The organism is Candidatus Nanopelagicales bacterium (genome assembly GCA_028687755.1).
In the GTDB taxonomy this organism is placed as follows: domain Bacteria; phylum Actinomycetota; class Actinomycetes; order S36-B12; family S36-B12; genus UBA11398.
On the sequence record JAQTZL010000002.1, the window covers coordinates 22632 to 39887 of the forward strand.

13 protein-coding genes and 1 tRNA gene are annotated in these 17256 nt (G+C 53.2%); all 14 read left to right on the top strand.

Features of this window, described 5'->3' with window-relative positions:
• The gene (locus tag PHN51_03200; GenBank protein ID MDD2817786.1) at positions 1-819 is read left to right on the top strand and encodes a hypothetical protein; all 819 of its coding nucleotides are present in this window, start codon (positions 1-3) and stop codon (positions 817-819) included.
• Positions 816-4364 (top strand): transcription-repair coupling factor, encoded by a 3549-nt coding sequence (gene mfd, locus PHN51_03205; GenBank protein MDD2817787.1) that lies wholly within the window; start codon positions 816-818, stop codon positions 4362-4364. Before PHN51_03200 ends, mfd begins: the two co-directional genes overlap by 4 nt.
• Positions 4361-4960: a SurA N-terminal domain-containing protein gene (locus tag PHN51_03210; protein MDD2817788.1), complete on the top strand. Its 600-nt coding sequence runs from the start codon at positions 4361-4363 to the stop codon at positions 4958-4960. Before mfd ends, PHN51_03210 begins: the two co-directional genes overlap by 4 nt.
• Positions 4961-5020: 60 nt before the next feature.
• The gene (locus PHN51_03215) at positions 5021-5683 is read left to right on the top strand and encodes a MazG family protein (protein MDD2817789.1); all 663 of its coding nucleotides are present in this window, start codon (positions 5021-5023) and stop codon (positions 5681-5683) included.
• On the top strand, positions 5680-7308 hold the full coding sequence (locus PHN51_03220) for a DUF885 domain-containing protein (protein ID MDD2817790.1): 1629 nt from the start codon (positions 5680-5682) through the stop codon (positions 7306-7308). Before PHN51_03215 ends, PHN51_03220 begins: the two co-directional genes overlap by 4 nt.
• Before the next feature lie 2 nt (positions 7309-7310).
• The gene (locus PHN51_03225) at positions 7311-8450 is read left to right on the top strand and encodes an exonuclease SbcCD subunit D (GenBank protein MDD2817791.1); all 1140 of its coding nucleotides are present in this window, start codon (positions 7311-7313) and stop codon (positions 8448-8450) included.
• 1 nt (position 8451) lies between these two features.
• Positions 8452-11187, top strand: coding sequence for an SMC family ATPase (locus tag PHN51_03230; protein MDD2817792.1), 2736 nt, complete (start codon positions 8452-8454; stop codon positions 11185-11187).
• Positions 11188-11196: 9 nt separating this feature from the next.
• Positions 11197-12474, top strand: coding sequence for a phosphopyruvate hydratase (gene eno, locus PHN51_03235; GenBank protein ID MDD2817793.1), 1278 nt, complete (start codon positions 11197-11199; stop codon positions 12472-12474).
• Between the two features lie 31 nt (positions 12475-12505).
• Entirely contained in the window at positions 12506-12955 is a 450-nt protein-coding gene (locus PHN51_03240) for a septum formation initiator family protein (GenBank protein ID MDD2817794.1), read from the top strand.
• A complete protein-coding gene (locus PHN51_03245) occupies positions 12945-14357 on the top strand; it encodes a DUF501 domain-containing protein (GenBank protein MDD2817795.1) in 1413 nt (470 codons plus the stop codon). The genes PHN51_03240 and PHN51_03245 overlap by 11 nt, the downstream gene beginning before the upstream one ends.
• Positions 14358-14412: 55 nt before the next feature.
• Positions 14413-15429, top strand: coding sequence for a LacI family DNA-binding transcriptional regulator (locus PHN51_03250; GenBank protein MDD2817796.1), 1017 nt, complete (start codon positions 14413-14415; stop codon positions 15427-15429).
• Positions 15430-15464: 35 nt separating this feature from the next.
• A tRNA-Leu gene (locus PHN51_03255) sits at positions 15465-15538 on the top strand.
• Between the two features lie 73 nt (positions 15539-15611).
• Entirely contained in the window at positions 15612-16328 is a 717-nt protein-coding gene (locus PHN51_03260; GenBank protein MDD2817797.1) for an SDR family NAD(P)-dependent oxidoreductase, read from the top strand.
• Between the two features lie 69 nt (positions 16329-16397).
• A complete protein-coding gene (locus PHN51_03265; GenBank protein ID MDD2817798.1) occupies positions 16398-17255 on the top strand; it encodes a Bax inhibitor-1/YccA family protein in 858 nt (285 codons plus the stop codon).
• The last annotated feature ends 1 nt before the right edge of the window (position 17256 follow it).

Sequence of the window (17256 nt, forward strand, 5' to 3'; positions counted from 1 at the left end):
ATGTCCACCCGCACAGATCAAGAACTCTCGAGTCATATCGCCAAACTTGCTGGCCAGTTGTTACTTGAATTGCGTGAATCCTATGGAGATCCCACAACCTGGGATAAAGAAAAGGCCACGCAATTGCGCAAGCAGGGCGATCGACTTGCACATGAGCTGTTGGCCAAAGAGCTGGCAACGCATCGTCCCGCTGACGCACTCTTGAGCGAAGAAGGCGCGGACAACGCAGATCGTCTTGATGCGGATCGACTGTGGATTGTTGATCCACTTGATGGAACCTGGGAGTACGGTCAGGGCCGCATCGACTTCGCAGTGCATGTTGCTCTGTGGGAGCCGAAACTAAAGAGGCTTTCTGCGTGCACTGTGGACCTTCCGGCACAAAAGCTTGCACGATCGATGGGCGACAAAGTTCCAAGTGCACCAGCCTTCCCAACAGATCGACCAGTGCGTGTAGTGGCATCACGCACACGTCCACCCGTATTCCTTGGCCCGGCTTTGGAAATTCTGGGAGCGAAGATGAAAGCCGCCGGCATTAGCGAGCATGGTTGCGAACTGATCGATGTTGGTTCTGTGGGCGCGAAGGTAAATGAGCTGGTTTCTGGTCGCGCTGAGTTGTACGTCCATGAGAGCGGCTTTTATGAGTGGGATGTTGCCGCCCCGTATGGCGTTGCTCGTCACTACGGATTTATTCCGGGGCACATTGACGGCGAAGAAATTGAGTTCAACCACATGCCGCCTTGGGTTCAAAACCTCATGGTTGCGCATCCATTGATTGTCGATCTGGCGCGCGATGCGCTTGCGGAGGCGGCACGAGGGTGAACCTCAGCGGATTGCTTGATGTCGTAGGGAAAGCCGATTCATTTCGGGTTGCCCGCGATCAGGCATTCTCCGGTGGACGAATTGCGTCACCGAGGGCAGTGCAGTCACTGATCACCTCTTTACTTGCAGCACCAACGGAGCTTGGCTCCGGGCGGCAACTGCTAGTGGTAACCGCGACTGGGCAAGAGGCTGAAGACCTTGCATCAGCAGTTCATAGTTATTGCCCGAGCCTGCGCATCGCGGTGCTGCCTTCGTGGGAGACCTTGCCGCATGAACGGCTCTCGCCATCGTCAGACACCATTGGTCGGCGCGTCAGTGTGATTCGTCGCCTGGCTCACCCTGATGTCAACGATGCACTGCTGCAGCCGATCGATGTTTTGGTGGCCTCAGTGCGCGCCGTTGTCCAACCAATTGCGGGAGGTCTTGGCGAGATTGAACCGGTGCGTTTGCGAGTTGGCGACACCTACGACCTATCGCAGTTAGTCAATCGCCTAGTTGAACTGGGTTATGAGCGTCTAGACCTTGTCGAACGCAGAGGCCAAATCGCTGTGCGTGGCGGCATCTTGGATGTGTTTCCACCGAATGCCGAGCATCCATTGCGCGTTGAATTCTGGGGCGACGCTGTTGAAGAGATTCGTTCCTTCACGGTTACTGATCAGCGCTCACTTGAAAATGTTCCTGATGGTTTATTTGCGCCAGCTGTTCGAGAACTGTTACTTACTCCGGAAGTGCGTGCCCGTGCTGCGAAACTTGCAGCTGAAAATCCCGTCGTGGAAGAGATCTGCGCAAAACTTGCCGAAGGCATTCCGGTCGAGGGCATGGAAGCGCTCATTCCCGTGCTGGTCCAATCCGTCGACCCACTCGTATCCTTCTTGCCAAAGGAAACGTCGGTGCTGGTTATTGATCCAGAACGCGTACGTACGCGTGCTTATGACCTCACCCGAACTGCAGACGAGTTCCTTGCTGCTTCATGGCACAACGCATCTGTCGGCAATAAAGCACCGATTGATCTTTCAGGATCGAATTTCTTTTCGCTTGAAGAAGTCAAAGATCAGTGTGAGGCACGCGGTTTACCGTGGTGTGAACTTAATCCACTGTACGCAGATGAAAGCATTGATCCCAATGCAGGTGTGGCGGTTGATGCGATTGGAATTGATGCATATCGCGGTGACATTGCGCAGGCGATTGAACACATGCGCGCTTGGGCAGCGGATAACCGCGCCGTGGTGTTGGTCAGTGAGGGCCATGGATCCGCTGAGCGTTTAGCGGAGTCACTCAGAAATGAGGGAGTACCTACGGCCTTTGTCGAGTCATTGAACGAAGCGCCGCGCGCAGGCGTGGTGACTGTTGCCGTGGGATCTATTGAACACGGTTTTGTGTTGAATGAATGTGCACTAGCGGTGATTACTGAACGCGATCTCCTTGGGCAACGAGCGTCCACGAAAGACATGCGCAAGCTTCCTTCACGTCGAAAGCGTGCAATTGATCCGCTGACTTTGAAAACTGGCGACTTTGTTGTGCATGAACAGCATGGTGTTGGGCGCTATGTAGAAATGGTGCAGCGAGATATCGCGGGCGCAACGCGCGAATACTTGGTATTGGAATATGCAGCAAGCAAGCGCGGCCAACCTGCTGATCGATTGTTCGTCCCAACGGATCAGTTGGATCTTGTGACGAAATATGTTGGTGGCGAAATGCCAAGTGTGCATCGTCTCGGCGGTGCTGATTGGCAGAAGGCTAAAGGCAAAGCACGCAAAGCAGTCAAAGAAATTGCTGGCGAACTCATCAAGCTCTATGCCGCGCGTAAAGCAACCAAGGGCTACGCCTTTGGTCCAGACACACCTTGGCAACATGAGCTTGAAGATGCCTTCGCTTATGTTGAAACGCCTGACCAAATGATGTGCATCGATGAAGTCAAGCGCGATATGGAAAGCACCATTCCGATGGATCGCTTGATTTGTGGCGACGTTGGCTACGGCAAGACTGAAATCGCAGTGCGCGCAGCCTTCAAGGCTGTTCAAGATGGCAAGCAAGTTGCGGTGCTTGTGCCCACCACGCTGCTCGTGCAGCAGCACGCCTCAACCTTTGCTGAACGCTATGGCTCATTCCCGATCAAGATCGGTTCACTCTCACGCTTCAACACCGATAAAGAAGCCAAAGCAGTGTTGGCTGGTGTTGCTGAAGGATCTGTTGATGTGGTGATTGGCACGCATCGCCTACTAACACCTGATGTGCGCTTCAAGGATCTTGGTTTAGTGATCCTCGACGAAGAGCAGCGTTTTGGTGTTGAACATAAAGAGCATTTGAAGGCACTACGCACCAACGTTGATGTGCTGGCAATGTCAGCCACGCCAATTCCGCGCACCCTAGAAATGGCTGTCACGGGTATTCGCGAGATGTCTGTGATTCAAACGCCACCTGAAGAACGCCATCCAGTGCTGACTTTTGTCGGGCCTTATGAAGACAAGCAGATTGGCGCAGCAATTCGTCGAGAGTTGCTTCGCGATGGTCAAGTCTTCTTTGTCCACAACCGTGTTGAATCTATTGAGCGTGTTGCTTCACGGTTGCGTGATCTTGTTCCTGAAGCGCGCATTGCTATCGCCCACGGGCAAATGGGCGAGCAAGCTCTTGAAAGCGTGATCGTTGACTTCTGGGAAAAAAACGTTGATGTACTGGTGTGCACCACAATTGTTGAGTCGGGAATCGATATTGCCAACGCAAACACCTTGATTGTGGATCGTGCCGACATGTTCGGGCTGTCGCAGTTGCATCAATTGCGTGGGCGAGTGGGTCGTGGTCGCGAGCGTGCCTACGCGTATTTCTTGTACAACCCTGAAAAGCCACTGACTGAAACTGCGCATGAACGCCTTGCCACGATTGCTCAGCACACTGACTTAGGTTCGGGCATGCAGATTGCAATGAAAGATTTGGAAATTCGCGGAGCCGGCAACCTTCTGGGCGGTGAGCAAAGTGGCCATATCGCTGATGTGGGTTTTGACCTCTATGTGCGTCTGGTGGGCGAGGCGCTTGCTGAATTCAAGGGTGACGAGGGTGAAACCCATGCGGAAATGAAAGTGGAGCTTCCTGTTGAAGCCCATATTCCACATGAGTACATCCCGCATGAACGTTTGCGACTCGAGGCTTATAAGCGATTGGCGGATGCCTCAACTGAAGGTGCGGTGGACGAGGTCTATGCCGAGCTCACCGACAGGTACGGACCAGTGCCCGCTCCGGTGGAGACTCTGCTGGCAGTTGCTCGGCTGAGGGTCTTGGCTCGTCGAGCTGGATTGACCGAAATTGTGGCTACTGGCCCAGGGATCCGATTCCAGCCCGTCAATCTGCCCGAATCTGCCCAGATGCGCCTGACGCGGCTGTACCCACGCACGCTGATCAAGGCTGCAGTCAATACGATCGTGGTACCGAGGCCGACGACCTCCCTGGTGGGTGGCGCGCCGGTTGTTGGGAACGACCTGCTTGATTGGGTAACGGAGTTCATTCATGCTTCGCTGCCCGTGACACCTGAACTGATGGAGAGCAATTCATGACCACTGCACGCCGCGCCCTCATTCCTGCAGCAGTCCTTGCGCTAGGTCTCGCGCTGACTGCCTGCACAGGCTCAGCTGGCGATGCCGCAGTTGTAGGTGAAAGCCAGGTCACCGAGGCTTCACTTAATTCCAATGTCAGTGAAGTACTCGTCGCACAAGGTTTTGCGACAGACAAGTCCGACCCCCAATTGGTAAAGAACACCTTGAACTGGCTTGTAGTGATGAATCTGCTTGATCAAGTTGCGGCCGATAACAATGTTGCGGTGACTCAGGGTGAGATTGATCGCGAGCATGCAGCTGAAGTGAAGTCGGCAGGCAGCGAAGAAGCACTTGAAGCCGCGTACCTCAAGCAATCAGTGGCCCCAAGTCAGATTTCAGAACGCATTCGTTTCGCGTTAACTGCGCAAAAGGTAGCCAAGGCGGTTGCTCCAAACGCAACGCCAGAACAAGCAACTGCTGCACTTGTTGCCGCAGTTGTTGCCAAAAGCAAGGCGGTGAATCCAGAAGTGAACCCACGTTTTGGAACCTGGGATTCACAAAACCTGCAGCTGGGCGCTGATTCATCCGATCTTTCAACTGTGCTTCCTGCGCAGTAGTTCAAGAATCGAAGCCACCTAAACGCAAGCTGCCTGAACCCACAGTGAGAGGGGAGCGTTGTGAGTACTGAAAGTTATTTACTTCAACTTGTTGCCGTCATGGATCAGTTGCGTTCACCGGGCGGGTGCGCGTGGGATGCTGAGCAAACGCATGAGTCATTACTTGAATATCTAGTTGAAGAAACTTACGAAACAGTTGAGGCTATTGAGTTAGCAGATCGTGCCGGGCTGCGCGAAGAACTGGGCGATGTTCTACTTCAGGTTGTCTTTCATTCACGCATCGCGCAAGAAGACCCCATCGATCCATGGAATATTGAAGATGTTGCCCAAGGCATCGTAGAAAAGCTCATTCGTCGACACCCACATGTATTCCTAGAAGGCGACAACCCAGATGCCAATCTGAATTGGCATGAGAGTAAGGCTAAAGAAAAAGGTCGAGAGTCGGTCACCGACGGTATCCCTGCTCAACTTCCTGCACTGCTCTATGCGGCGAAAGTTATTGCTCGATCAAAGCGTTACAAGGAAGTTGTTGCCCCGACCGCTCAACGCGAGCGCGCTGAGCAGCTTGCCGCACATCTTTCAAGCGAAGAGCAACTTGGTGATTTCTTACTAGAGCTCACGTCACTGATGCGCGACCGCAAATGGGATTCAGAAGCAGCCCTTCGCCAATCGGCGCGGCGACGAGTCACTGAAGTTCGCTCCCTTGAAGGATTGACCTCATGAAGCGAACATTTGATCGGATCGCACAAAGCGTGATGACCACGATGCTCAGTGCTGAACCAATTCGAGCCACGGGCATGGGCGAACATGCTTTTGATCAGTTCCTGCCTGACTACACGCGGGCAGGCCGCGAGTCGTTGGCGTTAACTTTGGATGAGTTTTTAACCGATCTCGATGCTGTTGATGATCTGGAGTTAGATCTCGAAGATCAAGTTGATTTAGAAATTCTGCGGGCAGCAATTACCCGAACGCTTTTTGAACTTCGCGAAGTGAAGTCAGTGACCTGGAATCCGATGATGTGGAATCCAGGCACTGGGCTACACCTGCTGCTCTCGCGTGATTTCGCTCCGCTTTCGGATCGCTTGATCTGCGTCAGCGCACGGCTGGAAGCGATTCCGCGCTTCTTAGCTGATGCACAAGCTGAACTTGGTGAGATGCCTCGGGTACATGTAGAAACGGCCATCGGTCAGTTTCATGGAACTTTGGCACTTGTTCAAGGTGAGATTTCAGAGCAATTGGGATCGAATTCACCAGTAGTGATGGCCGCGCAAGCATCTCTCACTACTTTCATTAACTGGCTTCAGGAGCAGCTACCGATCGCTAATCGAGATCCTCGGTTAGGTGCGCATGTCTATTCATCCCTGTTATGGCACGCTCTTGATTCAGATACCCAAGCTGGGGATCTACTCGCATCAGCGAATACACATCTGATGAAGACTGAACAGGCATTGATCCAAGCCGCCGCTTCATATCTCGATGAATCCATCGATGCACCGAACCTTGTTGCTCGAGCCCTTGATGATGTTGCATTGAAATTTCCCGTCACGAATGACGATGTGCTGCAGCAAGTTTCGAATGCGCTGGCTCGTTCAATCGCCTTTCTTGAAGAAGTGCCGCTGGTCTCCATTCCAGTGACCGAAGTCCAGGTGATTGAAATGCCAGAGATCCATCGCGGCGTTGCCGTTGCATACTGTGATTCACCGGGACCATTGGAAACAACAGTGTTACCAACATTTGTCGCTGTTGCACCAACGCCAGCATCTTGGGATCCGGAACGCATTGATTCGTTCTTCCGTGAGTACAACGGTGTGCAGTTACACGACCTCACTATCCATGAAGCCTTCCCTGGGCATGTCCTTCAACTGGCTCATTCCCGGGTAGCTGAAAAGGCCACACGGGTGCGGGCCTTTGGGCGCAGCAGTGTGTTTATCGAAGGCTGGGCGGTCTACGCCGAGGAGTTGATGATCAACTCTGGGTATCTTCCAGTAGATGACCAGCGGTCTGCATATGCATTGCGGTTACAGCAATTGAAGATGCAAGCACGAATGATTATCAACGCCATACTTGATGTGCGCGTGCACACACATGACATAGAAGAAGATGAAGCACTCGATTTGATGATGCGCCGCGGATTCCAAGAAGAAGGCGAAGCCGTTGGAAAATGGCGTAGAGCTCTGCTGACGGCTGGTCAGCTACCTACCTATTTTGTGGGTTACCTCGCGGTGAGCGAGATCGCGGCAGACCTCATGGTGCTGCATCCTCAATGGTCACCGCTAGAACTCCATGACTTTATGCTCGCGCATGGATCACCTGCTCCACGGCATCTGCGCACCTTGCTTGGGTTGTAGCGATGCGATTGCTCCACACATCTGATTGGCATCTTGGACGCACATTGTTCTCAGTGCCACTAATCGATCATCAACGAGTATTTCTTGAATGGCTTGTAGGGCAAGTTGATGAGCGGAACATTGACGCCGTACTTATCAGTGGCGACGTGTACGACCGATCAGTGCCATCGGTTGAATCAATTGCCCTGTTTGAGTGGGTACTTATTGAGTTGGCAAAACGAACTGCTGTCGTACTGATTCCCGGTAATCATGATTCGGCGACCAGGCTGGGATTTGCTGGGCCGTTACTTGAATCGGCCAATGTGCATGTGCGTGCAAGTATCAATGAGGTCGATCGACCAATCGTCATTGCGGCTAAGGGCCAGTCCGTTCAAATTTTCGGTATTCCGTATCTGGAACCGATGTTCCATGCTGATCGCCTGGATTGCGATCGCACGCATGCGGCGGTATTGAAAGCGGCAATGGGAAGGATTCGTCAGGCGGCGATTCCTGATCTCCCAATTGTGGTTGTTGCACATGCTTTTGTTACGGGTGGCGTTGCAAGTGATTCCGAGCGTGATGTACGCGTCGGCGGCGTACCTGATGCTCCGGTCTCGGTATTTGACGGAGCTCATTACGTGGCACTTGGGCATCTGCACCGGCCTCAGGAGCTGAAAACGAATGAAGGAATGCAGGCACGTTACTCGGGGTCACCTATCGCCTATTCATTCTCCGAAGAAGGTCAAGAAAAATCAGTTGTGCTCCTTGAGGTCACTGAAAATGAAATAGACGTCACCCTGATCTCAACTCCGCAACCGCGTCCATTGGCCACTATTCAAGGGCAACTCGATCATTTATTGACCAGTGAAGTGTTCACTGGCGTCGAAGAGCACTGGATTCGCGCGGTAATCACGGATGAACGGCGCCCTGAACGTCCGATGGAACGATTGCGTGAACGGTTTCCGCACGCCTTGCAGCTTGATTTCATGCCAGCTTCAGGCGGCATTAACCCAGCAATCCGAGCAGTTGATATTTCTCGGTTGAATCCAGTCGAGGTTACACACGCCTTTATTGAATATGTATCTGGCAGTGAACCCAATGAAAAAGAAGCAGCGCTCATCGAAGAGGCTGTGGAGCGCGTTCGCCAAAGTGCGGTGAAGTAACGTGCGCGTTCACACACTTGAGTTTGAAGGCATCGGCCCTTTTCGAGATCGACAGATCATTGATTTCGATTCCTTAGGTCAGTCCGGAATCTTCCTGATTGATGGACCCACAGGTGCAGGCAAAACCACGATCATCGACGCGATCGTGTTTGCACTCTATGGCGATGTTTCAGGTAGGGAAGCCGATAGTTCACGTTTGCGCAGTGCCTTTTCGTTGCCACAAGAACCAAGCGAAGTCGCGATTGAATTTTCCGTCGGCGGTCGAAAAGTTTGGCTGAAACGTACGCCGAGATACCAGCGGGCCAAGAAGAGTGGTGAAGGAACAACGGATGCTGCAGCTACTCAACTCCTTCGCGAAATGGCACAGGATGGCTCAGTTACAGCAGAGTTGACTACAGCTCATGAAATTGGCATCCACATCAATCAACTGCTTGGGATGAATGCGCAGCAATTCCGACAGCTTGTGGTGCTCCCTCAGGGAGAATTTGCGGAACTCTTAAGAATGAAACCGTCAGAGCGTTTTGCGGCGTTGGGCCCACTGCTCGGGGATGTGTTTTATAAGCAGCTTCAAGACGATTTGGATAGCCAAGGCGCCTTGGCCAAAGGGCAGCGAAGCGCTGCGGATCTCGCTGTCGCTAATGCAATTCAACAAATCATGGGGGCCTTAGGTGATTTGTCTCTCGATCCAGAGTTGATTGAGGCAACCGAATTGCTCATGAGCGGCACCCCGACAACTGAAATCATGGGTGGATGCCTTGTGCGCATCGAGGAATGGCTCGCTACGCGCAATAAGCAACTAAAAAAGGAACTTGCTGTTGCAAAGAAGAAAGCCACAGAAGCACAAGTTCAGGCGCAGAGAGCCAATGAATACCAGGCAGGTGTGCTCGCTGTCATTGCGGCAACTCAAGCGTGCGCGGCGGCACTAGAAAAACTGGAAACGATCCAAGACCACTTCACTCGCGAGGATGCACAATCAGAGCAAGAAGAACTCATTCAATTGCTCGCACGACTTGAACCGATTCTGGAACGCGAACTCAATCTCGAAACCTGGATAACTCAGGTACAAGAATTGAATGACCAGATCGATGTTCAGCAATCAAAGTTGAAGGAATTCTCGGAATTAACGCAGAATGCACCAGCAGAGCGTTCGCGGTTAGAGCAAACAATTGCTGCGTATGAGGTTCTTGCTGCAATGGTTAATCAGCGAGAAAGCGACGTACTCATCCTTCAGGGGAAGGCGGCATCCCTGAAGAAACTCGAGATACTTGAACTCGAACTCGCCGGTATTGCACGTGATGCAGTGAATGCTCATGAACAAGTAGGCCAACTTGAGCAGGGATTACTCGATTCCCGTTCCGAGCTGGATGCGCTCTTGCGTCAGCAGTTGCATGACCGAGCCGCATTTCTCGCTAGCGCCCTTAACGATGATCAACGTTGCCCTGTGTGTGGATCCCACGAACATCCAAACCCTGCTGTGTTCAGCGGTGAGCCTGTCAGTGATGAATCCATTGAAGAATTGCGAATATCTTTGGAAACTCTTCAGGAGCAATTGGATGCAGCAAAGGCGCAATCTGCGAAGGTGGCAACTGATGAGCAAGCATTGGTTGTTAACGTTGCAGAGCTACGCGGCTCAGTGATGGGCGAAACTTCCGAGTCAATCACTGAGGCCCTTGAGGCGGCTCAAATTGCGCTCAACCAAACCAAGACCGCATCGGATGCATTGCCTGCATTGCGCGAAGAAATTGAGGAGTTAAAGACGCGCGAAGAAACCATTGATGAATCCATGCAGCAGGTGCGTAACGAGATCACCAAACTGACCACACAACTTGAGCAATTAGTGGCAAGCCATCAACAGCAGGAACAGGCCGATCGCGAGGTCTTAGGCAGTGCAGCAACTGCCGCTGATTTGTCCCGGTCAACTCAAGATCGCATAGAAGCCCTGGGCGCATTCCGCAAGGCCGATGAGCAATTGGCTTTAGCCAAAGCAGGTTTGCCGGCACTGGATGAGAATTTAGATGTTGAATTTTGGCTCGAGCAGGTTGCGATCACGGACAAAGAGGCGACGAGTGCGCTCAGTGCAGTTGAACAAAAATCCGGCCTCGTTCTTCACGCCGCTGCGCTATTCACCAATCCAAAGAATCAATTGTTGACCGCAATGAGTGAGCACCAGGAACTTTTTGACCGCACTTCGCCTGCAATTGCTTTGGCCGAAGCCGTAACCGCGGGAAAAACATCGTTCAATCTCAGACGTATAACTCTTCAAAGTTATGCAGTTCAGCGACGCTTTGAGTCCGTTCTTGATGCCGCGAGTATTCATTTGAGCCGGATGAGCGGGGGAAAGTACTCATTGGAGTTGGACGACGTTGCGAAAGGAAATGCCCAGTCGGGTTTAGGGATCAAAGTGAGCGATGCCTGGAGTGGGCAATCACGAGATCCACGATCCCTCTCGGGTGGCGAAACCTTTTATACGGCGCTTTCCCTGGCCTTGGGCTTGGCTGATGTCGTGCGCGATGAGGCAGGCGGGTCGCAATTGGAGACCCTTTTTGTCGATGAAGGCTTTGGCTCATTGGACCAGGAATCCCTGCAGTTGGTGCTCGAACAGTTGGACGCTTTGCGCTCTGGTGGGCGAATTGTCGGTGTGGTGAGCCATGTAACAGAGATGAAGGATTGGGTGCACGATCGCATCGAGGTCCAAGTGACTGCGGACCGGACGAGCAAGGTCAAAACTTTGCTCTAGGCTGTGCCCATGGCTTCTATCGAATCAGTCATTGCCCGCGAAATTCTTGATTCCCGTGGTAACCCCACGGTCGAGGTTGAGATTCTTCTGGAAGACGACACTGTTGCTCGTGCAGCTGTGCCATCAGGTGCGTCCACCGGTGCGTTTGAAGCCGCTGAACGTCGCGATGGCGAAAAGCGCTATGGCGGCAAGGGCGTGCAACAAGCTGTTGACGCTATTGAAGATGAAATTGCGCCAGCAATTATTGGCATGGATGCTGACGACCAGCGCCTCATCGATCAGGTGATGATCGATCTTGACGGAACTGCGAATAAGTCTCGCTTGGGTGCTAATGCAATTCTCGGCGTCTCACTTGCTGCCGCTCGAGCAGCTGCACAGTCAGCAGAGCTGCCGCTGTTCCGTTACGTCGGTGGTCCAAACGCACACGTACTCCCAGTGCCAATGATGAACATTCTCAACGGTGGCGCACATGCTGACACTGGCGTTGACATCCAAGAGTTCATGATCGCGCCAATTGGTGCAGCAAGCTTCAAGGAAGCATTGCGTGAAGGCACTGAGGTGTATCACGCATTGAAGAGTGTGTTGAAGAAGGCCGGTTACTCAACTGGTCTTGGTGACGAAGGCGGCTTTGCCCCTGACCTTCCAAATAACCGTGCAGCACTTGAGCTCATTGCTCAAGCAGTTGAACTTGCCGGTTTGAAGCTTGGCAAGGATGTTGCGTTGGCACTTGACGTGGCATCAACTGAATTCTTCGAGAATGGCGCGTACCAATTCGAAGGTAAGTCACGCACCGCTGAAGAAATGACGGACTACTACGCAGCCCTTCTTGCTGACTTCCCAATGGTGTCGATTGAAGATCCTTTGGCTGAAGATGACTGGGCTGGTTACCGTCACATCACCGAAGCAATTGGCAGCAAGGTGCAGTTGGTTGGCGATGATCTCTTCGTGACCAACCCAGAGCGCCTTGCTCGCGGTATCAAGGAAAACGTTGCCAACGCACTTCTGGTGAAGGTGAATCAAATTGGTTCGCTTACCGAAACCCTTGATGCAGTTACCTTGGCTCAAACCAATGGTTACCGCTGCATGATGAGCCATCGTTCAGGTGAAACTGAAGACACCACCATTGCTGACTTGGCAGTTGCCACCAACTGTGGGCAGATCAAGACGGGTGCTCCAGCCCGCTCTGAGCGCGTTGCGAAGTACAACCAGTTGCTTCGAATCGAAGAAGAGCTTGACGATGCAGCACGCTACGCAGGTGCAGCAGCCTTCCCGCGTTTCGCTCGCTAATTCTGCTCTCAAAGTCTGCGACGATCGAGAGGTGAGTGCTCCCCTCCTCGCGCCTCGGCGTCGTGCTGCCTTAACAGGCCGTGCGTTGATCTTGGCTCTTGTGCTGGGAGCGCTGATTTTCACGCTCATCGTCCCGGTGAAATCCTGGCTGGCTCAGCGGGCTGAACTTTCAAGCCTTGATGCGCAAGTGCAAGCTGCACAACAGCGCGTTGCCGATCTGACCATTCAAGCCCAACGCTGGCAAGACCCAGCCTTTGTTGCGGCTGAGGCTCGTCGCCGTTTGCACTTTGTTCGCCCTGGCGAAATTGGTTACACAACCTTGGGCGCGGATGGTCGCCCAGCAGCAGAATCCCTGGCCGAGGCCGCGGCCCACCGCACTTGGGTAGACAAGATGTGGGGCACCTTGCAAGAAGCCGATAACGGCGCCCCGGAACCTGGCTCCCTGAGTGTGCTGACCCCTGGAGCCAAGGTTGCTTCCTGACGATCTGCTCATCATTGAAAGTCAGCTCGGTCGCGTGCCTCGCGGTGTCGTGGAGATTGCGCATCGGTGTGCCTGCGGCGCACCAGACGTTGTGCGCACAGAACCTCGACTGCCTGATGGCACACCCTTTCCCACTTCGTACTACCTGACCTGCCCACGTCTTGCATCAGCCATTGGCACACTGGAAAGTCAAGGTGTGATGCGCGAGATGGAAGCCAGACTGCACACAGACGAAGATCTCGCTACTCGTTATCGCCAAGCACATGAACACTATTTAGCAAAGCGTGCAGAGTTAGGTGATGTTGCAGAGATCGCAGGCATTAGTGCTGGCGGTATGCCCGACCGCGTGAAGTGTCTGCATGTTCTTGCTGGTCACGCCTTAGCGGCTGGACCAGGAGTGAATCCCTTTGGCGATGAAGTTCTTGAACTTGTTGGCCAGTATTGGAAGGGTAATTCTTGCGCGCCCGGCCCGGTTGCGGCCATTGACTGCGGAACAAATTCCATTCGTATATTGATTGCAGATGTCGATGCGAATGGCGCGCTCATAGAGCACGCCCGTGAAATGCGCATCGTTCGCCTAGGCGAAGGCGTTGATAGCACCGGTGAATTCTCACAAGCTGCGCTAGATCGAACATTCGCAGCATGTGAGGAATACAAAACTCTGATCGATGCTTACGGTGTGAAATCTGTTCGATTTGTTGCTACATCCGCGAGTCGCGATGTGAAAAATCGCGCTGCCTTTGTGCAAGGAGTGCATCAGCGCCTTGGTGTTACGCCCGAAGTCATTACTGGCAATGAAGAAGCTGAGCTCTCATTTCTCGGTGCTGTCCGTGGCCTAAAGAATCTTGAATCTCCGGTTCTCGTCGTTGACATTGGCGGCGGATCAACTGAGTTTGTACTGGGCGATGTTTCTCATGGCGTGCACATTGCCGCTTCTGTCAGTACGAATGTGGGCTGTGTACGCATGACAGAACGCCATCTGGTGACTGACCCGCCAACCCCAGCCCAGATTGCGGCCGTGGAATTAGACGTCGCGACAGCCTTCAATGATGCTGCGCAGGTGGTCGACTTCAGCCAGGCTAAGTCGGTCGTAGGAGTGGCCGGCACCGTCACCACAGTTTCGGCCATGGCCCTTGGGCTAGAGGCCTATGAGCCCGATGTGATCCACGGTTCCAGTCTGGATGTAGAACAGGTCGAAGCCTTGACCTCGGCCTTGCTACAGATGACCCGAGCCGAGCGTGCTGCTCTGCCATTTATGCACGAGGGCAGGGTTGATGTGATCGGCGGGGGAGCCCTGGTCTTGAGGGAATTGGCCCGTAGAACCAGCCCGGTTTCCATCCAAGTCTCTGAATATGACATCCTCGATGGCATCGTTTACAGGTTGGCAGGCACGGGTTCTTGACCCATAACCTCGCATAGCGTGTAATCGCTTTAGTTCGGCAACGAGGGGAGGGCACGTGGGCATCACGATTCGCGATGTTGCGCAAGCCGCTGGGGTGTCAACAGCGACAGTGTCGCGCGCTTTGCGTGGCCTAGCCAACGTCGATGAGCAAACGCGTACTCGAGTTGAACGAGCCGCAGCCGAGCTCGATTATGTGATTTCACCAAGTGCTTCGCGGCTGGCAAGTGGACGCACTGGCAGCGTTGCCGTGATTACGCCATATATCGCCCGCTGGTTCTTTTCCACCGTTCTTTCAGGTGTTGAGTCAACCTTGCAAGGTGCCGGCATGGACTTGCTGCTCATGACAGTCAGTAATCCTGATGCTCAGCATCGCCTTCCTCCTGCACCGCGCCTTCGCCGCCGTGTTGATGGGACCTTGGTGATTGCAATTCCACCCGATGATCCACAACTCAATGATGTGCTGAAGCTCGACATGCCTACCTCACTTATCGGTGTCTCCGTTGGCGATGTTCCAAGTGTCACTATCGACGATGTGCACGCTGCGCGAATGGCTACCCAGCATTTGATCAATCTTGGGCATCAGCGCATCGGTCTCATTTCAGGTTCTTTCGCGGGCAGATCTCATTACACCGCCGAGTATGACCGGCACCGTGGATACGTTGAAGCAATGAATGAAGCAAAGCTGCCTATTCATTCGGATTTTGAAGCACATGGCTACTTCACCTCGCCTGGCGGAGAACAAGCGATGACCGAACTTCTGGCTCAGCGCGAACGGCCAACAGCAGTGTTTTGCATGTCAGATGAAATGGCCTTTGGTGCGATGCGTGCACTTCGCAGCCATGGCCTACAGCCAGGTCGCGATGTTTCACTTATTGGCGTCGATGGCCACGATATGTCTGAGTTGCTTGAACTCACCACAGTTGAACAGCCAGTTCACGATATGGGCCGCATTGCCGCAGAGGCACTTCTTGTGCAATTGAATTCCGAGGTTCAGGCACAAGCGCATTCCATCGTGCTGCCAACCCGCTTGGTTGTTCGGTCATCGACGGCACCAGTAGGTGGTGGCGAGTAAGCAGGCCTAGAGCCCCCGTAGGCTTAGGCCGCTTCGCCCCTGTAGTCCAACCGGCAGAGACACCCGGCTTAAACCCGGCACAGTATGGGTTCAAATCCCATTGGGGGCACTGAGTACGTTGATGTGTTACTGAATCTGAGCCCATCGTGACAACTTCGCCGTAGGTTGCCACACTTAGATGTATGGCGCTCGCAGTAGTTACAGGTGGATCTCGAGGACTTGGTTTTGAATGCGCAAGAGCGCTTCGAAGGTTGGGACATAACGTCGTATTAGTTGCTCAAGACCACGATCGTTTGGCCGCGGCCGCGGCTGCGTTGAATTGTGATTTTCGATCAGTGGATCTTGAAGACATTGACGCTGCAAAACATTGCTTTGATGAAATTTTACAAAGTTTTGGTGTTCCGCAAATACTGATCCTTGCCCACGGTGTCATGAGCGCAAGAGACGCAAAGACGTTGAGAACAGATAACTCAGAGTGGCGTCGAGTAATGGCCATCAATCTTGACTCTGTTTTTTGCGCCGTAAACACCTTGGCAGCTCCAATGGCGAAAGCACGAGACGGTCGGGTAGTCATATTTTCAGCTTGCCTTGGCCGTATGTCTGGACCTGGGAATGCTGGGGGCTTGGCGCCATATCGCATTAGTAAGGCTGGTGTTAATGCGCTAGTTCGAAACTTGGCCCATGAAACTGGATTAGGCAGCCGAGGGTTCTTTGTTGATGCGGTCTGCCCGGGCCATTCGCGCACGGATATGGGTGGGCCTAGTGCGCCTCTATCCGTGGAGGAGGGTGCTGCAACCGCAATCTGGTTAGCGACCCGCACTATCGATCCCACAGGGATCACTGTGCAAGAGAAATCAACCGGATTGTTGTGGGAAAACATGCAAGTAGTTGAATGGTGATCCAGAGTCTTCGACACGCATGTGGATTCAGGTTTGCGAGAATCGGCACACTTCGCTTACCGTTTCTCCATGGCTGAAAACTCGCGCTTCAATTCCTCAAATAACCCTGTGCTGTCTCGCTATGAGAAGCCAGAAACCCCAGGTCAACCAGGGTTTGCCTATCAAGAGGGGCAGAACGCACTCGCCACAGCATCAGGTGGCACCGCCACCCCAGATCAGCAATTTGACCAGGTCATTGCAGGCGGTGGTGCTCGCATCACGATCGCTGACGTGATCATCAAGACCACCTTCATTTTCGCCATAGTCGTGGTGTTCGCCATTGTTGGCTGGAACACCTATGAAGCCAATCCATGGATGCTGTTCGTTTCACTCTTTGCAGGTTTAGGGCTTGGTTTTGCCAATGCACTCAAGAAGAAGGTTTCGCCGCTGCTCGTGATGTTGTATGCAGTGTTCGAGGGCTACCTCCTTGGCGCAATCAGTTTTGCCTACAACGACTACGCCGAATCAATTGAGTACTACGGATTGATTCAACAGGCTGTACTTGGCACGTTCACGGCTTTTGCGGTGATGCTGTTCCTGTACGGAACGGGAATCGTCAAGGTCACGGGCAAGTTCATGCGCGTGATGATGATTGCGCTCATTAGCTACGCACTCATTGGCTTGGTTTCACTCTTCGGTGCAATCTTTGGCCTGGGCGATGGCTGGGGCTTCTACGGCGTTGGCACGTTGGGTCTGATCCTTTGCCTCGTCGGTGTGGCACTTGCTGCGCTGACTTTGATGCTGGACTTTGAAGCGATCAAGCAAGGCATCGCAATGGGTGCTCCTGAGCGCGAATCTTGGCGCATGGCCTTTGGTCTTCTGGTGACCTTGATCTGGTTGTACTTGGAGATTCTGCGCTTCCTTGCGATTTTTGCTGGTCGCGACTAAT

Bases quoted from the DNA above. Each gene is read 5' to 3' on its own strand.
- PHN51_03210 (MDD2817788.1), top strand. From the start codon at position 4,361: ATGACCACTGCACGCCGCGCCCTCATTCCTGCAGCAGTCCTTGCGCTA.
- PHN51_03260 (MDD2817797.1), top strand. From the start codon at position 15,612: ATGGCGCTCGCAGTAGTTACAGGTGGATCTCGAGGACTTGGTTTTGAA.
- PHN51_03200 (MDD2817786.1), top strand. From the start codon at position 1: ATGTCCACCCGCACAGATCAAGAACTCTCGAGTCATATCGCCAAACTT.
- PHN51_03265 (MDD2817798.1), top strand. From the start codon at position 16,398: ATGGCTGAAAACTCGCGCTTCAATTCCTCAAATAACCCTGTGCTGTCT.
- PHN51_03225 (MDD2817791.1), top strand. From the start codon at position 7,311: ATGCGATTGCTCCACACATCTGATTGGCATCTTGGACGCACATTGTTC.
- PHN51_03220 (MDD2817790.1), top strand. From the start codon at position 5,680: ATGAAGCGAACATTTGATCGGATCGCACAAAGCGTGATGACCACGATG.
- eno (MDD2817793.1), top strand. From the start codon at position 11,197: ATGGCTTCTATCGAATCAGTCATTGCCCGCGAAATTCTTGATTCCCGT.